General features: G+C 71.4%; 12 protein-coding genes and 1 riboswitch. Of the genes, 4 read left to right on the top strand and 8 right to left on the bottom strand.

The genetic code is table 11. From position 1 onward, the window contains the following. Positions 1–48 precede the first annotated feature (48 nt). Genes IG78_RS0107105 through ribD form a run of 3 tightly spaced genes read right to left on the bottom strand, consistent with a single transcriptional unit; the run spans position 49 to position 2,696 of the window. Positions 49–711, bottom strand: coding sequence for a nicotinamide mononucleotide transporter family protein (locus IG78_RS0107105; RefSeq protein WP_030560518.1), 663 nt, complete (start codon positions 709–711; stop codon positions 49–51). Continuing rightward, positions 708–1,382: a riboflavin synthase gene (locus tag IG78_RS0107100; RefSeq protein WP_030560517.1), complete on the bottom strand. Its 675-nt coding sequence runs from the start codon at positions 1,380–1,382 to the stop codon at positions 708–710. Before IG78_RS0107100 ends, IG78_RS0107105 begins: the two co-directional genes overlap by 4 nt. Further along, complete coding sequence (gene ribD / locus IG78_RS51130; RefSeq protein WP_249926088.1) at positions 1,383–2,696, bottom strand: bifunctional diaminohydroxyphosphoribosylaminopyrimidine deaminase/5-amino-6-(5-phosphoribosylamino)uracil reductase RibD; 1,314 nt, start codon at positions 2,694–2,696, stop codon at positions 1,383–1,385. Positions 2,697–2,918: 222 nt separating this feature from the next. Continuing rightward, positions 2,919–3,049, bottom strand: a riboswitch (FMN riboswitch). A 240-nt stretch (positions 3,050–3,289) separates the two neighbouring features. Here ribD and IG78_RS0107090 point away from each other — a divergent pair. Continuing rightward, a complete protein-coding gene (locus tag IG78_RS0107090) occupies positions 3,290–5,632 on the top strand; it encodes a chitinase C-terminal domain-containing protein (RefSeq protein ID WP_030560515.1) in 2,343 nt (780 codons plus the stop codon). Positions 5,633–5,786: 154 nt separating this feature from the next. Here IG78_RS0107090 and IG78_RS0107085 read toward each other — a convergent pair whose 3' ends face one another. Further along, the gene (locus IG78_RS0107085; protein WP_030560514.1) at positions 5,787–6,959 is read right to left on the bottom strand and encodes an ROK family transcriptional regulator; all 1,173 of its coding nucleotides are present in this window, start codon (positions 6,957–6,959) and stop codon (positions 5,787–5,789) included. 167 nt (positions 6,960–7,126) lie between these two features. Here IG78_RS0107085 and IG78_RS0107080 point away from each other — a divergent pair, with 167 nt between their 5' ends. From IG78_RS0107080 to IG78_RS0107070, 3 genes are all read left to right on the top strand, one after another. Then, positions 7,127–8,359, top strand: a complete 1,233-nt coding sequence (locus IG78_RS0107080) for an MFS transporter (protein ID WP_030560513.1) — start codon at positions 7,127–7,129, stop codon at positions 8,357–8,359. Between the two features lie 271 nt (positions 8,360–8,630). Then, positions 8,631–10,025, top strand: a complete 1,395-nt coding sequence (locus tag IG78_RS0107075; RefSeq protein ID WP_030560512.1) for a uracil-xanthine permease family protein — start codon at positions 8,631–8,633, stop codon at positions 10,023–10,025. 107 nt (positions 10,026–10,132) lie between these two features. Then, entirely contained in the window at positions 10,133–10,849 is a 717-nt protein-coding gene (locus IG78_RS0107070) for a DUF5995 family protein (RefSeq protein ID WP_404827658.1), read from the top strand. A gap of 98 nt (positions 10,850–10,947) precedes the next feature. Here the strand turns inward: IG78_RS0107070 and IG78_RS0107065 are convergent, their stop codons facing one another. The 4 genes from IG78_RS0107065 to IG78_RS0107050 all read right to left on the bottom strand — a co-directional run bounded on the left by IG78_RS0107065 (position 10,948) and on the right by IG78_RS0107050 (position 15,764). Continuing rightward, on the bottom strand, positions 10,948–12,642 hold the full coding sequence (locus IG78_RS0107065) for a flavin monoamine oxidase family protein (protein WP_030560510.1): 1,695 nt from the start codon (positions 12,640–12,642) through the stop codon (positions 10,948–10,950). Between the two features lie 78 nt (positions 12,643–12,720). Continuing rightward, on the bottom strand, positions 12,721–13,515 hold the full coding sequence (locus tag IG78_RS0107060) for a carbon-nitrogen hydrolase family protein (RefSeq protein ID WP_030560509.1): 795 nt from the start codon (positions 13,513–13,515) through the stop codon (positions 12,721–12,723). A 274-nt stretch (positions 13,516–13,789) separates the two neighbouring features. Beyond that, positions 13,790–14,245 carry an Lrp/AsnC family transcriptional regulator gene (locus IG78_RS0107055; protein ID WP_030560508.1) on the bottom strand — a complete coding sequence of 152 codons (456 nt, stop codon included), beginning with the start codon at positions 14,243–14,245 and terminating at the stop codon, positions 13,790–13,792. Between the two features lie 25 nt (positions 14,246–14,270). After that, positions 14,271–15,764, bottom strand: a complete 1,494-nt coding sequence (locus IG78_RS0107050; protein WP_051852411.1) for an amino acid permease — start codon at positions 15,762–15,764, stop codon at positions 14,271–14,273. Positions 15,765–15,966: the final 202 nt, after the last annotated feature.

Below are 15,966 nucleotides of genomic sequence, written 5' to 3'. Positions count from 1 at the left end.
CGGGGTGCCGCGCCTCGGCCAGGGGGGCGGCGGGGGTCTGGTGAGCGGTCATGCCGGGGCTCCTTCCAGAGCGGGCTGCTGCTGCCCGGCGGTCTGCCGCGAGCGCAGCCACCAGTCGCGCATGCCCCACAGGACGAGGGCGAGATAGACGACGTACACAAGACCGGAAAAGGCGAGGCCGCTGGAGAACGCCAGGGGCACGCCCACGAGGTCGACGAGCAGCCAGGCGAACCAGAACTCGACGAGGCCGCGTGCCTGGGCGACCATCGCGGCGAGCGTGCCGACGAAGATGTAGGCGTCCGGCCAGGGGTTCCAGGACAGGTCGGGCACGGCGGTGAAGAGCGTGCCGACCGCGAGGGTGCCGACGGCGGTGCCGCCGAGCAGGACGCCGCGCTCCTTCCAGGTGGCGAAGCGCACGGCGATGGTGCCGTCCTGCGCGCGCCGCGTGCCCCGCGTCCACTGCTGCCAGCCCCAGACGGCGACGCCGATGACGAGGAGCTGCTTGCCGACTCCGCCGGACAACTGCGCGGAGGCGTACGCGGCGACGAGGACGACGCCGGACAGGAACTGCGCGGGCCAGGTCCACACCGAGCGGCGCCAGCCGAGCGCGAGGGCGATCAGGCCGATGCTGTTGCCGACCATGTCGGACCACATGATGTGCTGGCCGAAGGCCGCGAAGGCCTCGGAGTTCAGCCAGTCGAACGTGCTCATCGCCCGGCCTCCCCGGCAACCGCCGCGGCCCCGGCGGGGGCGTCGGCGAAGGCTTCGGCGGGGGCTTCGGCCGGCGCTTCGGCGCGGGTGCCGAGCAGCCGCTCGACGTACTTGGCGACGATGTCGACCTCCAGGTTGACCGGGTCGCCGGGCTGCTTGCTGCCGAGCGTGGTCAGGGCGAGCGTCGTGGGGATCAGGCTGATGGTGAAGTAGTCGGGTCCGGCGTCGACGACGGTCAGGCTCACGCCGTCGACGGTGATGGAGCCCTTCTCGACGACGTAGCGGGCGAGTGGGCCGGGCAGCGAGACCTTGACGATCTCCCAGTTCTCGGAGGCCTTGCGGTCGACGAGCGTGCCGGTGCCGTCGACGTGGCCCTGCACGATGTGTCCGCCGAGGCGGGCGCCGACGGCCGTCGGGCGTTCCAGGTTGACCTTCGAGCCGGGTACGAGGGCGCCCAGGCTGGACCGGTCGAGCGTCTCGGCCATGACGTCGGCGGTGAACTCGTCGCCGTCGAGCGTGACGACCGTCAGACACACGCCGTTCACGGCGATGGAGTCGCCGTGCTTCGCGCCGTCGGTGACGACGGGACCGCGCAGCCGGAAGCGGGACGCGTCGTGCAGGTTCTCCACGGCGGTGACTTCGCCCAGCTCTTCGACGATTCCGGTGAACACTCAGTGCTCCTTCGTTCCGTGGGCCGCGACGGTCGCGGTGATACGCAGATCGGGTCCGAGCGCCACGCACTCGCGCACGTCGAGGCGCAACGCTTCGGTGAGGGTGGTGATTCCGCCGCCGGTGAGGGCCGCGGGGCCCGCGCCGAGCAGCGCGGGCGCGAGATAGCCGACGACACGGTCGACCGCGCCCGCGGCCACGAAGGCCCCGGCGAGGGTCGGACCGCCTTCGAGAAGCACGGACCGCACTCCGCGGGCGTGCAGGGCCGCGAGCAGCGCGTGCACGTCGAGACCTCCGCGACCTCCGCGACCTCCGCGACCCCCGCGACCGCGGCGGCCACGCGGGGCGCCGCCGCCCGTCGGGGCCGCTTCGGCGCCACCGCGACCTCCGCGCGGGAGCCCGGCGTCGCCGCCGCGGTCCGCGTACGGAAGTTCCGGGCCGCCCCGGTCCGCGTACGGAAGTTCCGGGCCGCCCCGGTCCGCGTACGGAAGTTCCGGGCCGCCCCGGTCCGCGTACGGGAGTTCCGGGCCGCCCGGGTCCGCGTACGGGAGGTGGACGGTGTCCACGCCGGGCAGCGCCGGGGTGTCCTCCGCCACCGCCACCAGGGTGGGTGCCGCGTCGTCCAGGACGCGGGCGCCGGGGCGCACCGCGGTGCCGTGGGTGTCGACGACGACGCGCAGGGGCTGTGGGGCGCCCTCGGCGAGGAGGGGGCCGCGCACCGCCAGATGGGGGTCGTCGGCGCGCTGGGTGCCGGAGCCGACGACGACGGCGTCGCACTCGGCGCGCAGCCGGTGCACATCGGCGCGTGACTGAGCGGAGCTGATCCAGCGGCTGGTGCCGTCGGCGGCGGCGACTCGGCCGTCGAGCGTGGCCGCGTACTTCCAGGTGACGTGGGGGCGGCCGGTGCGTACCGAGGTCAGCCACGCGGCGTTGCCGGTCTCCGCCTCCTCGGCGAGCAGCCCGGACTCGACGTCGACGCCGGCCGCGCGCAGGGTGGCCGCGCCGCCGGTCGCGTCCGGGGTGGGGTCGCCGACGGCGAACACCACGCGGGCGATCCCGGCGTCGAGGAGGGCCTGGGCACAGGGGCCGGTGCGGCCGGTGTGGTTGCAGGGTTCGAGGGTGACGACGGCGGTGCCGCCACGGGCCTTGTCGCCGGCCGCGCGCAGCGCGTGCACCTCGGCGTGCGGGCCGCCCGCCCGCTGGTGGTAGCCCTCGCCGACGCTCGCTCCGGTGGCGTCGAGGACGACGCAGCCGACGACCGGGTTGGGGCTTGTGAAGCCGAGTCCGCGCGCGGCGAGCGCGAGAGCGCGCCGCATGGCGGTCGTTTCGGCTGCGGTGGCCACCGGGTCCTCCTGCCTCTTCGGGCACGGACTCCGGGGCTCGTCGATGACATGACATCGACACGTACGAGCGGGTGGATCGGCGTCATCGCTGATCGCCGGGTTCGCCGACGCCGAAAGAGACCGGTCCCTCGCGGAACCGAGCCACTACGGCGAGGACGACGCCCACGCATGGATCTCCATGCGTGTGCCCGCTCGCCGCGCACTGCCTCCCATCCGGACTTTCACCGTCGGTCCAGGAATTTCACCTGGTCAACCGACCGCTGGAGGCGGCCGGGTCGCGGACTGTAACCGCCGGTTCGGAATTACACCGACCCCGGAGTGCGCTGCTACTGGTACGCAACCAGTGTGCCACGCCTGGTCACGGCCGTGCGGGCGAGATCCTGTGGGCTGGCTCACAGGATCTCCCCACCACTCGGGGAGGCGGTTTGGTCCATACCTATTGACGCACTGGTCTAGTCCTTTTAACGTCTGCGTCACTCCGAGGAGAAGCCCGTCCGGTGTGCGCACACCGTGGGCCACCGTCCCCGTTCGCTGTGCGACACCGAGCCTCCCCAGGAGGAACCGACGTGCCCACCCCCACCCGAGCGAGAGCCACGCTCCTGGCAGCAGGCGCCGCGGTCGCCGGTCTGCTGATGAGCACCCTCGCCGCGACGACCTCGCACGCCGCCGACGACGCGTCCTGCAGGCCCGACGGCCTCTATCAGACCCCCGGCGTGGACGTCCCCTACTGCTCCGTGTACGACGCCGAAGGACGCGAGAAGATGGGCGCCGACCACCAGCGCCGCGTCATCGGCTACTTCACCGGCTGGCGCACCGGCAAGAACGGCGAGCCCGCCTACCTCGCCTCCGACATCCCCTGGGACAAGGTCACCCACCTCAACTACGCCTTCGCACACATCGGGAGCGACAACAAGATCTCCGTGGGCGGTGACGGCGAGAAGAACGCCGCCACCGGAATGACCTGGCCGGGCGTCGCGGGCGCGGAGATGGACCCCGCCTTCGCCTACAAGGGTCACTTCAATTTGCTGAATAAGTTCAAGAAGAAGCACCCGAACGTCAAGACGATGGTGTCGGTGGGCGGCTGGGCCGAGACCGGCGGCTACATCGGCGACGACGGCAAGCGCGTCGGCTCCGGCGGCTTCTACTCCATGGCCACCAACGCGGACGGCTCGGTGAACCAGGCGGGCATCGAGACCTTCGCGGACTCCACCGTCGCCTTCATAAAGAAGTACGGCTTCAACGGCGTCGACATCGACTACGAGTACCCGACGACGATGAAGGACGCGGGCAACCCGCTGGACTGGCAGCTCGCCAACGCCCGCCGCGCGGGCCTGGTCAAGGGCTATGCCGTCCTGATGAAGACACTGCGCGAGAAGCTGGACCGGGCCGGTGCCGCCGACGGCAGGCACTACCTGCTGACCGTCGCCGCGCCGTCGTCCGGCTATCTGCTGCGCGGCATGGAGACGTTCCAGGTCCAGAAGTACCTGGACTACGTCAACATCATGTCGTACGACCTGCACGGCGCCTGGAACGAGTACGTCGGCCCGAACGCCTCCCTGTACGACGACGGCAAGGACGCGGAGCTCGCGGCCGCGGGGGTGTACGGCAGCCAGCAGTACGGCGGTGTCGGGTACCTCAACACCGACTGGGCCTACCACTACTTCCGCGGCTCGATGCCCGCGGGGCGCATCAACATCGGGCTGCCCTACTACACGCGCGGCTTCAAGAACGTGCAGGGCGGCACGGACGGCCTGTGGGGCAAGGCGGCCGCGACGAACTGCCCCGCCGGTTCCGGGCTCACCAAGTGCGGTGACGGCGCCGTCGGCATCGACAACCTCTGGCACGACAAGGACGACAACGGCAAGGAGTCCCCGGCGGGCTCCAACCCGATGTGGCACGCCAAGAACCTGGAGAAGGGCGTCGTCGGGGACTATGTGACCAAGTACGGCTTCGCCGCCGACACCAGGCTCACCGGCTCCTACGCCCGCAAGTACGACTCGACGCTGGTCGCGCCCTGGCTGTGGAACGCCGAGAAGAAGGTCTTCCTGTCCACCGAGGACGAGCAGTCGGTGAAGGCCAAGGCCGACTACGTGGTGGACAAGGGCATCGGCGGCACGATGGTGTGGGAGCTCGCGGGCGACTACTCGTACAACTCCGCCAAGGGCCAGTACGAGATCGGCGACACGCTGACGACGGCGATGTACGAGAAGTTCAAGTCGGCGGCACCCTACGGCGCGAAGGTCGCGGGCAAGGACCTGCCCGCCAAGGCCGTGAACATCGGGGTGGAGTTCGGCGAGTTCAAGCTCGGTGACTCCAACTACCCGATCACGCCCAAGCTGAAGATCACCAACAACACGAGGGCGACGCTGCCCGGCGGCACGGAGTTCCAGTTCGACTACGGGACCTCGGCGCCCGCCAACGCCTCCGACCAGTCCGGCTTCGGCACGAAGGTGATCAGCACAGGACACACGGGCAGCAACGTCGGCGGTCTGAAGGGCGACTTCAACCGTGTCTCGCTGAAGCTGCCCGCCTGGCAGACGCTGGCGCCCGGCGCGTCCGTGGACCTGTCGTTCAACTACTACCTGCCGGTGTCGACGCCGTCGAACTGGACGGTGGACATCGGCGGCACCAAGTACGCCCTCGCCGGTGACCTGGCCCGCGGCACGACCGTGGTCGAGCCCGGCACGGGCCCCGGACCCACCGACCCACCGGGCCCGACGGACCCGCCCGGCCCGACGGACCCGCCCGCCAAGTGCACCGCACCCACCTGGGGCGCGACGTCCGAGTACGGATCGGGGACGACCGTGTCCCACAAGTCGCACACCTGGAAGTCCAAGTGGTGGACGAAGGGCGAGGAGCCCGGCTCCACCGGCCAGTGGGGCGTGTGGCAGGACCTGGGCGCCTGCTGACCCCGCTTGATCCCGGGGCGGTGACCGTTCGGCGTACCGAGCTGTCACCGCCCCCCACAAACGCCCGGCGGCGGGTTGACGTGCCCTTGCCCCGCCGCCGGGCTCCACACCGGTTCGGCCCGGCCCCGCCCCCGCGGAGCGGCAGTCGGTGACCTCACGCCCCCGGTGAGAACACCTCCTCCTGAGCCGCGTCCCGCGCGGTGAGCAGGGCGCCGCGCAGGACCGCCGTGCCGCCGAGGGTGGTGGCGCGCACCTCCGTACGGAGGGGGGACATCGCGGCCACGCGCGTCCCGACCCGGGTCGCGAGTGCCTCGCCCCCGGCGCGGCCCAGTTCGCCGCCGAGGATCACGCAGCCGGGATCCAGGACGGCGGTCACGGATGCCGCGGCGATGGCCACGCGGTCGGCGAGGGCGTCGAGGAAGGGGGCGTGCCCGGACTCGGCGGCGTGGCGGACGAGTGCGGCGGCGGGGAGTTCGTGGCCGTCGGGCGTCGCCTTCAGGCCGTGGTCGGCGGCCAGCTCCTCGACAGCCGTCGACCCGGCGAGGGAGTGGAAGCCACCGTCGCACGCGGTCGCGGAGGGCAGCCCGCCGGTTCCGGGGACGGGCAGGAAGCCGATCTCGCCCGTACCGCCGGAGGCACCGCGGCGCAGGACGCCGTCGAGGACGACGGCGGCGCCCGTGCCCGCGCCGAGCCACAGCAGGACGAATGTGTCCCGGTCGTGCGCGGCACCGTCGCGCTGTTCCGCGCGGGCGGCGAGGTTGGTCTCGTTCTCCACCAGGATGCGTGCGGGGAGCCGTTCGGTGAGCGCCGCGACCAGGCGCCGGTGCCAGGCCGGAAGGCCCGCCGAGTCGCGCAGATCACCGGTAGCGGGGTCGACGAGGCCGGGGGCGCCGACGCCCACCGTGTGCAGCCTGCCCGCCCCGCCCGCTCGGGCCGTGCGCTCGACGAGGGCCACGGCCCGCTCCACGGCGGCTCCGGTGCGGGTGCCGCCGCCTATCGGCAGGGACGCCTCCGCCAGTGGCGCGCCGAGCAGATCGGCGACGACCACCGAGACGCCCTCGGTACGGACGTCTATCGCGGCCAGGTGGGCCCGGTCGGCGACTATCCCGTACACACGGGCGTTCGGGCCCCGGCGCCGCTCCCCCGCCTCACCCACCACGGTGATCAGACCGGAGTCCTGAAGACGCTCGACGAGGTCGGCGACGGAGGGCCGGGACAGGCCGGTGAGCTGCTTCAACTGCCCCGCCGTCAGCGGCCCCTCACGCTGCAGCAGACGCAGCGCGAGCCGGTCGTTGATGGCCCGTGCGGTGCTCGGTGATGCGGGCATGGCGGGATCCTTCCACAGCGCTCGCGCCGCCCGGGACCGCCGGTTGCGTCGTCGGCCCGGACACATCCGGCGCGAATGTCAGTTCCCTGAACCTCTTTTATCAGGCAGGGTTCCTGATAGTTTACTGCGGCGGTCCGGGACGGGACCGTGTGAGGGGTGGAGAGCGGATGAGCGGACAGGGCCCGCAGGGGCAAGCGGTCTACGGCAAGCAGCAGGTCCGGCGGGCGCGAATCGCCGTCGCCGTCATCTTCTGCGTGCACGGAGCGGTCACGGGGTCGTTCGCGACCCGGGTGCCGTGGATCCAGGACCACGCGGGAGTCAGCGCGGGGCTGCTCGGCCTCGCGCTCGCCTTCCCCGCGATCGGCGCCTCGGTGGCGATGCCCCTCGCGGGCTGGGTGAGCCATCGCTTCGGCGCCCGCGCGGCGCTGCGCGGACTGCTCGCGCTGTGGACGCTCTCGCTCACGCTCCCCGCGCTCGCACCGAACCTGGTCACGCTGTGCGCGGCCCTGTTCGTGTACGGGGCGACGTCGGGCATGTCGGACGTGGCGATGAACGCGCTCGGCGTGGAGATCGAGAACCGGATGGACAAGTCCATCATGTCGGGCCTGCACGGCATGTGGAGCGCGGGCGCCCTCATCGGCTCGGCGGGCGGCACCGTCGCCGCGCACCTGGGCACGGACGCCCGGGTGCACCACCTGTTCGCCGCCGCCGTCCTGACCACGCTGGGCCTCCTGGCCTGCCAGGGCGTCCTGGACCTGCGCAGCACGCCCGACGAGGAGCCGCCGCCGCGCTTCGCCCTGCCGCCCAAGTCGGCGCTGCTCATCGGCGCGGTCGGGTTCTGCGCCGTGTTCGCGGAGGGCGCGAGCCTGGACTGGTCGGCGGTGTACCTCAAGGATGTGCTCGACAGTTCGGCGGGGCTCGCGGCGGCGTGCACCACCGGGTTCACGCTGACGATGGCGATCGCCCGGTTCGCGGGCGACAAGGTGGTGGACCGGTTCGGGTCCGTGCGCACGGTGCGCGTGGGCGGCGGGCTCGCGGCGCTCGGCGGACTGCTCGTGGTGGTGGCGCCGCACCCGGCCGTGGCCATGACCGGCTTCGCGCTGATGGGCCTCGGTATCGCGGTGGTCGTCCCGCTGGCGTTCGCCGCGGCCGGACGCGCGGGCCCCAACCCCAGCCAGGCCATCGCGGGTGTCGCCACCATCACCTACACCTCCGGTCTGATCGCGCCGTCCGCGATCGGCACCCTGGCCGACGCGACCAGCCTGGTGGTGTCGTTCGGCCTGGTCACGGTCCTCGCGTGCGGGCTCGTCGCGTTCGCGGGCGTCCTGCGCACGGACGGGCGGCCGGCGGTGTGGCCGGGAGCGGCGGACGAGACGCCCCCGGTGAACCGCAAGGCCTGACGGCACGCAAACCCTGACGGCACGCAAGGCCTGACGGCATGCGCGGGCCACCGGTACGGCGTCTCCGGCTTCGGCACGGGACGCCGTACCGGGGGGAGCTGGCGAGGAAGCGCACTTACGTCGCATTAACATGTCGACGCTGATCGTCGACATGACGACACAGCGTCCTCGCGACGACACAGCGTCCTCGCGACGACACAGCGTCCTGGCGACGACTCAGGACGTCCTCGCGACGGCACCGCTCGTCCCGCGCACAGAAAGCGAACTCACCATGGACCTCGGCGTGCGCTGGAGACTGCACGGAGACGGACGCACCCCCGCGCCCGGAGCCGTCGTCCGCCCCGACGAACGGCTCTCCTGGCCCCGGACGTTCGGCCTCGGCGCCCAGCACGTGGTGGCGATGTTCGGGGCGTCGTTCGTCGCCCCGGTCCTGATGGGCCTCGACCCGAACCTCGCGATCATGATGTCGGGCGTCGCGACCGTCATCTTCCTGCTCGCCACGCGCGGCCGGGTGCCCAGCTACCTCGGCTGTTCCCTGTCCTTCGTGGGCGTGGCCGCCGTGATCCGGGCGCAGGGCGGCTCCAGCGCGACGGTGACGGGCGCCGTCCTCGTGGTCGGCGCGGCGCTGTTCCTGGTGGGGCTGGCGGTGCGGCGGTTCGGGGCGCGCATCATCCACGCGGCGATGCCCCCGATCGTCACGGGCGCGGTCGTGATGCTGATCGGGTTCAATCTGGCGCCGGTCACGGCCGCCACCTACTGGCCGCAGGACCAGTGGACGGCGCTGTGCGTCATGCTGTTCACCGGTCTGGCCGTGGTCTGCCTGCGCGGCTTCTGGTCCCGGGTGGCGATCTTCCTCGGCCTGATCTTCGGGTACGCGTTCTCCTGGCTGCTCGACACGGTCTTCGGCAGGATCCACTCCGCGGACGGCTCCGGCCAGGTCACCGACCACTGGCGCCTCGACCTGTCCGGGGTCGGGCACGCGGACTGGATCGGACTGCCGTCGTTCCACGGGCCGAGCTTCGAGTGGTCGGCGATCCTCGTGGCGCTGCCGGTCGTGATCGCGCTGGTCGCGGAGAACGCGGGGCATGTGAAGGCCGTCGGCGAGATGACGGGCGACAACCTCGACGACAAGCTCGGTACGGCGATCTCCGCCGACGGCGCCGCCTCCGTGCTCTCCACCGCGGTCGGCGGCCCGCCCAACACCACGTACTCCGAGAACATCGGCGTGATGGCCGCGACCCGCGTCTACTCCACCGCCGCGTACTGGGCCGCCGCCGCGTTCGCCCTGCTCTTCGGCCTGTGTCCGAAGTTCGGCGCGGTCGTCGCCGCGATCCCCGGCGGCGTGCTCGGCGGCATCACCGTCATCCTGTACGGCATGATCGGCCTGCTCGGCGCACAGATCTGGATCAACGCCGGGGTGGATCTGCGCAATCCGCTGAACCTGGTGCCCGCGGCCGCGGGCATCATCATCGGCGTCGGCAACGTCTCGCTGAAGTTCACCGACAACTTCTCGCTGAGCGGCATCGCGCTCGGCACGATCGTCGTCATCACCGGCTACCACGTGCTGCGGGCGTTCGCCCCCGCCCACCTCAAGAGCCAGGAGCCGCTGCTCGACTCGGGCACGTCCTCGTACGACGAGGGACAGGATCCGGAAGCCAAGAGGTGACCGCACGGAGGAACGCCCCGTTCCCTCGTTCCGGTCAATCGCGAGCCCGGCGCGCACGCGCGCCGGGCGATGGCTGCGACCCTGCCCCCATGCCCCAGTCGCAGCGCATGGCCGAGCGCGCCCACCCGGTGCCGGGGGGCGGCGTCACCGGCCGCACGCCCGGCGGCATCCAGGGCGTGGTCGCGCGGATGCTCGCCCTCGACGTCTCCTGGCCGCGCCCGGACGGCGTGGCGGTGTTCAACCGCGTGTATCTGGCGGTCACCGAGGAGGTCGGCAGGAGCATCGCCGGAGGCCGGTTCCCCGACGTCCACGCCGCCGTCACCCTGGACGTCCGCTTCGCTGAGCGCTATCTGGCGGCCGTGGACGCGGCGGCGGACGACCGGCCGCCGCCCGCGTGCTGGCGTCCGCTGTTCCAGTTGCGCCGCCACCCCGGCATCCGCCCGCTGCAGTTCGCGATCGCAGGCATCAACGCGCACATCGGTCACGACCTGGCGCTCGCCGTCGTGGACACCTGTCACGAACTCGACTGCGAACCGGGCGACCTGGAGGACGAGTTCGACCGCGTCGGCGACATCCTGGTTTCGCTGGAGGAACGCATCCGCGAGGAGCTGATGCCGGGCCCCGACCTCTTCCAGGTCGCCGACCCCCTCACCCATCTGCTCGGCTCCTGGAGCCTGGACCGCGCCCGCGACGGCGCCTGGTCGGCGGCGCGCGCCCTGTGGGCCCTGCGGGACTTCCCCTGCGTGGCGCAGGGCCTGCGGGGACGCCTGGACGACGCGGTGGGTCTCGCGGGCCGGATGCTGCTCACTCCGCTGCGCGACTGAACCCCGGTGCGCCGGGGACCGGTCGCGGCCGGGGTCCAGTGGCGGCCGGAGTCCAGTGGTGGCCGGGTCCGGGGTCCCGTGGCGGCCGGGTCCGGGGCTCAGTCCTCCGGCAGCTCCACCGGCGCGATCTCGTCGTACAGGTCGCCGGGGCCCGGGTTGGTCGCGTCCGTGGCGCCGCCGAAGTGGTGCATGACGCCCCACACGGCGTTCAGCGCGGTCTGCACCGCGCCCTCGGCCCAGCCCGCCGTCCAGGAGATGTCGTCGCCCGCGAGGAAGATGCCGCGCTTGTCCTCGGGCAGGCGGTCCTGCATGAAGTGCGTGAACAGGCGCCGCTGGTAGCGGTAGTGGCCCGGCAGGTTCGCCTTGAAGGCCCCCATGAAATAGGGCTCGTTCTCCCAGGACACGGTCACCGGGTTGCCGATGATGTGCTTGCGGATGTCGACGTTCGGGTAGATCTCGCCGAGCGACTTGAGCATGACCTCCATGCGCTCGTTCGCCGACAGCGGCAGCCACTTCAGGCTGTCGTCGCACCAGGTGTAGGAGAGGCAGATGACGGCGGGCTTGTCGGGGCCGTCGTCGAGCAGGTAGGTGCCGCGCGTCATGCGGTCGGTGAGCGTCATCGACATCACGTCACGCCCGGTCTGCTCGTCCTTGTCCAGCCAGAACGGGCGGTCGACGGGCACGAAGAGCTTGCTGGACTCCATGTAGTGGGTCCGCTCCATCGCCGTCCAGTGGTCGATGGGGAACAGCGAGTCGTCACACTCGATCTTGCTCAGGAGCAGCCAGGACTGGGCGGTGAAGATCGCCGCCCGGTAGGTGCGGATGTCCCCGGAGGCGTCGGTGACGGTGACGCGGTTGCCCGCGGTGCGGTGCAGTCGGGTCACGGCGGGCTTGGGCTCGCCGCCCTCGTGCAGCGCGCTCAGGGACGTACCGAGCGGCCAGTGCACGATCTTCTGCGGCTCGCGGTCCCACAGGCGCAGCGGGAGCTGCTGCGAGCCGCCGACGATGCCGCGGTGGTGGTCGTCGGCCTCGGTGTAGACGACGCGCAGGATCTCCAGGATGGAGTTCGGGAAGTCGGTGTCCCAGCCGCCGGTGCCGAAGCCGACCTGGCCGAAGATCTCCCGGTGCCGGAAGGACTTGAAGGCCTGGGACTCGCACAGGAAGCCGTAGAAGGTCTGGTTGTCGAGCTTCTCGACGAGCTTCGCCCAGATCTCGCGGATCTTCGGCACGTCCCGCTCGCGCAGCGCGCGGTTCATGTCGGAGAAGTCGGCGCCCTCTTCGAGGCAGTCGTTCCACGCCTTCGCCACGTCGCGGTAGACCTGCGGCAGGTCGGCGACGGTCTCCGCGTAGTGCGACTCGCCCTTGAGGTCGACGACCGTGGACGGCGTCGACTCGGCGAGGGGGTTGGGGAACGGCTGGGTGGTGAGGCCCACCAGGTCGATGTAGTGCTGGAGCGCCGTCGAGGACGGCGGGAACCGCATCGCGCCCATCTCGGCGGTGAGCGAGGGGTCGCAGCCGTCGAAGCCGACGGTGCGCAGGCGCCCGCCGATCTGGTCGGCCTCGTAGACGACGGGCTTGAGGCCCATCTTCATCAGCTCGTACGCGGCCACGATGCCGGAAAGGCCGCCACCGATGACGGCGACCTCGGTGCCGTGCTCGGTCGCCGGTATCTGGCCGAGGCCCGCCGGGTGCGCGAGGAAGTCGTCGTACGCGTAGGGGAAGTCCGGCCCGAACATGGTGATGGGCGGCTCGGCGTCGGTGTGCTGGATGGCGGTGGGCACCGTGGACGTCATGGGGTAGGGACTCCTTGCGCGGTACGGGGGGTGGTGCGGGGCGAGGTCTCGGGCGGCGGGGCTGCGGCGGGGCGGGCGTCAGCCCTCGCTGAGCGGGCCGTACAGACCGGGGCGGCGGTCGCTCAGATACGGGTTGCCGGCGCGCGAGGCGGCCAGGAAGGCGGGGTCGGCGTCGGCGAACACCAGTTCCTCCCCGCGGCCGGCCCGCGCCCTCGCGGTCCCGTCGGGGCCCGCGAGGGTGGAGAGGCCGACGAACTCGAAGTCGCCCTCGGGGCCGACGCGGTTGACGTACGCGACATAGAGCTGGTTCTCGAAGGCGCGCACCGGTACGACGGACTCGGCGACGAACTGGAACGGGTGCATCTGTGCCGTCGGGACGAGCAGGAGGTCCGTGCCCGCGAGGGCGTGCGCCCGGACGTTCTCGGGGAACTCCACGTCGTAGCAGATCATCAGGCCGACCCGGAGGCCGTCGAGGTCGGCCTGGACGACGGCACGGTCGCCGGGCGTGAAGTGGTCGCGCTCGAAGCAGCCGAAGAGGTGGGTCTTGCGGTAGTTCGCGAGCCGGGTGCCGTCCGCGCCGATGAGCTGGACGGAGTTGAAGACCTGCTCGCCCGCGCGCTCGGGATAGGCGTACGCGATGGCTACGCCGTGCCGTACGGCGATGTCGGCGACCGCGTCCGCGGCCTCGCCGTCGGCCGCCTCGGCCAGGCGCGGCACGTCGTCGCCGATCGCGTAGCCGGTCAGGAACATCTCGGAGGTCACAAGGAGCCGGGCGCCCGCGGCGGCGGCGCGCTCGGCGGCCTCCTGGAGCACCTTGAGATTGGCGGCGACGGACCCCGGATGGCCAGAGCTCTGGAGCAGGGCTGTGCGCAGCGGCGGCATGGCGGACCTCGGGGCGTGCGAAGGGAGACGCGCGTCGGGAAACGCGGTGGCGTCAGGGGTTCGCAAAGACGGTACGTTCCGCGGCTGTGGCGCGGCAAGGCACGACAGTTGCACCGCACTGGGCGATCTGTTGCGCATAGGACCGGGTGGACGGCGATTCGTTGCGCAGACCCCGATGGCCGCTCGCCCCGGAGGCCGCTGGGGCGCCCCGTCAGGGGCGCGGGGAACTGCGCGACAAGCCACAGCGCACCCGCAGGAGCGGAAACTAGGCGGGCGCCCCGGAAGAAAACCGCCGCATGAGCGGCGAAAGCACAAGCACGGACTTCGTCCGCTCAACGAACGGCTCCCCGGCGATGCGCTCAAGAACCCGCTCGAAATGCCGCATGTCAGCAGCAAAAACCTGAACGATCGCGTCCGCCTCCCCGGTGACGGTGGAGGCGGACGCGATCTCCGGATACCGCTCAAGACCCCGCTGGATCGCCTCCGGCGAGGTGTTGCGCCGACAGTAGATCTCGATGAACCCCTCGGTCTCCCAGCCGAGCGCGGCCGGGTCGACCCGGACGGTGAACCCGGTGATGGCTCCGGTGGCCCGCAGCCTGTCCACGCGGCGTTTCACGGCGGGCGCGGACAGGCCGACGAGCTGGCCGATGTCGGCGTAGGAGCGGCGGGCGTCCTCGGCGAGGGCGTGCACGATGCGTTCGTCGAGATCGTTCAGTCGCACTGGGGGTCGTTCACTTCTCTGCGTGTCACTTCACTGGGGAGACCTTCCCTGCGGGCAACTCGGTCTCCAGACGGGAGCGGCGCATCCCGTACAGGAAGTAGAACACGAGCCCGACGGCCATCCAGACACCGAAGACCACCCAGGTGACGGAGTCGAGGTTGAACATGTTGTACGCGCAGAAACCGAAGCCGAGCACCGGGAAGAGCCAGCCGAGCGGCACCCGGAAGGTGCGCGCCATGTCGGGCTGGGTGCGGCGCAGCACGATCACGGCGATGTTGACCAGGCCGAAGGCGAAGAGCGTGCCGATGCTGGTGGCGTCGACGAGCTTGCCGAGCGGGATGACGGAGGCCAGGGCGCCGCAGAACAGCGACACGATGACGGTGTTCACGCGGGGCGTGCCGGTCTTGCCGCTGACCTTGGCGAACTTCTTGGGCACGAGGCCGTCGCGGGACATCGCGAAAAGGACCCGGGTCTGGCCGTAGAGCACGGTCAGGACGACACTGGCGATGGAGATGACGGCGCCGGCCGCGAGCAGGGTGCCCCAGACGGTCTTGCCGGTGACATCGTTCATGATCGCGGTCAGCGATGCCGTGGAGTCCTCGAACTCCGTCCAGTTCCACGCGCCGACGGCGACGGCGGCGACCAGGACGTACAGCGCGGTGACGATGATCAGCGAGAGCATGATCGCGCGGGGCAGGTCGCGCTGCGGGTTCTTGGCCTCCTCACCGGCGGTGGACGCGGCGTCGAAGCCGATGTAGGAGAAGAACAGGCTCGCTCCGGCGGCGCTGACGCCTGCCACGCCGAGCGGCATGAAGTCGGAGTAGTTGCCGGACTTGAAGCCGGTGAAGCCGACGGCGCAGAACAGCACGAGGGCCGCGATCTTCACGATCACCATGATCGTGTTGGCGCGGGCGGACTCCTTGGCGCCGCCGAGCAGGAAGACCATGGCGAGCAGCACCACGACCAGGCCCGGCAGGTTGATGATGGCGCCGTCGGCCTCGCCGGGCGCCGCGGACAGCGCGTCCGGGATGGTGACGCCGATGGTGCCGTCGAGCAGTTCGTTCAGGTACTCGCCCCAGCCGACGGCGACCGCCGCGACCGACACGCCGTACTCCAGGACCAGACACCAGCCGCACACCCAGGCGACGAGTTCACCCATGGTTGCGTATGCGTACGAGTACGAGGACCCGGCGACCGGTATGGAGCCGGCCAGCTCCGCGTACGAGAGGGCCGAGAAGAGCGCGGTGAGTCCGGCGATGACGAACGACACCGTCACGGCGGGTCCCGCCTTGGGGACGCTCTCGCCGAGCACCACGAAGATGCCGGTGCCGAGCGTCGCACCGATGCTGATCATGGTGAGCTGCCACATGCCGAGGGTGCGCCGAAGCGAGCCACCCTCGCCCTGGCAGCCCTCCGCGACCAGGAGTTCCACCGGCTTGCGCCGCATCAGTCGACTGCCGAGGCCGGCCGCTGCCGGGGGCCTTGGACTGGTCTGCGGGGGTGCGCCCTGATCGAGCACGCGCTGGCTCCTTCATCGCTGCCGGTAGAAGTGGCAGGGAGCCGCGGCAGCCCACGAAGGAAACGGGAGCCACCGAGCAGGCAGTCCCCGCCACGCCACGTACAGCGCATGACTCTATGGGCGCCGGTTCCCGCCCGTAATGCAGCAACGTTGCGCATCAGCCGCCGCGCCGGGCCGGCGGGCCCCCGCACGAACCCCCCCC

It is taken from the genome of Streptomyces aureocirculatus (assembly GCF_000720475.1).
Classification (GTDB): domain Bacteria; phylum Actinomycetota; class Actinomycetes; order Streptomycetales; family Streptomycetaceae; genus Streptomyces; species Streptomyces aureocirculatus.
Note: the sequence above shows the minus strand (reverse complement) of the source record. Positions and strands in the feature narration are given on the sequence as shown.

Coding starts and splice junctions, on each gene's coding strand:
- IG78_RS0107085 (WP_030560514.1), bottom strand. CDS start 6,959: ATGCCCGCATCACCGAGCACCGCACGGGCCATCAACGACCGGCTCGCG.
- IG78_RS0107065 (WP_030560510.1), bottom strand. CDS start 12,642: ATGACGTCCACGGTGCCCACCGCCATCCAGCACACCGACGCCGAGCCG.
- IG78_RS0107080 (WP_030560513.1), top strand. CDS start 7,127: ATGAGCGGACAGGGCCCGCAGGGGCAAGCGGTCTACGGCAAGCAGCAG.
- ribD (WP_249926088.1), bottom strand. CDS start 2,696: ATGCGGCGCGCTCTCGCGCTCGCCGCGCGCGGACTCGGCTTCACAAGC.
- IG78_RS0107105 (WP_030560518.1), bottom strand. CDS start 711: ATGAGCACGTTCGACTGGCTGAACTCCGAGGCCTTCGCGGCCTTCGGC.
- IG78_RS0107070 (WP_404827658.1), top strand. CDS start 10,133: ATGGCCGAGCGCGCCCACCCGGTGCCGGGGGGCGGCGTCACCGGCCGC.
- IG78_RS0107075 (WP_030560512.1), top strand. CDS start 8,631: ATGGACCTCGGCGTGCGCTGGAGACTGCACGGAGACGGACGCACCCCC.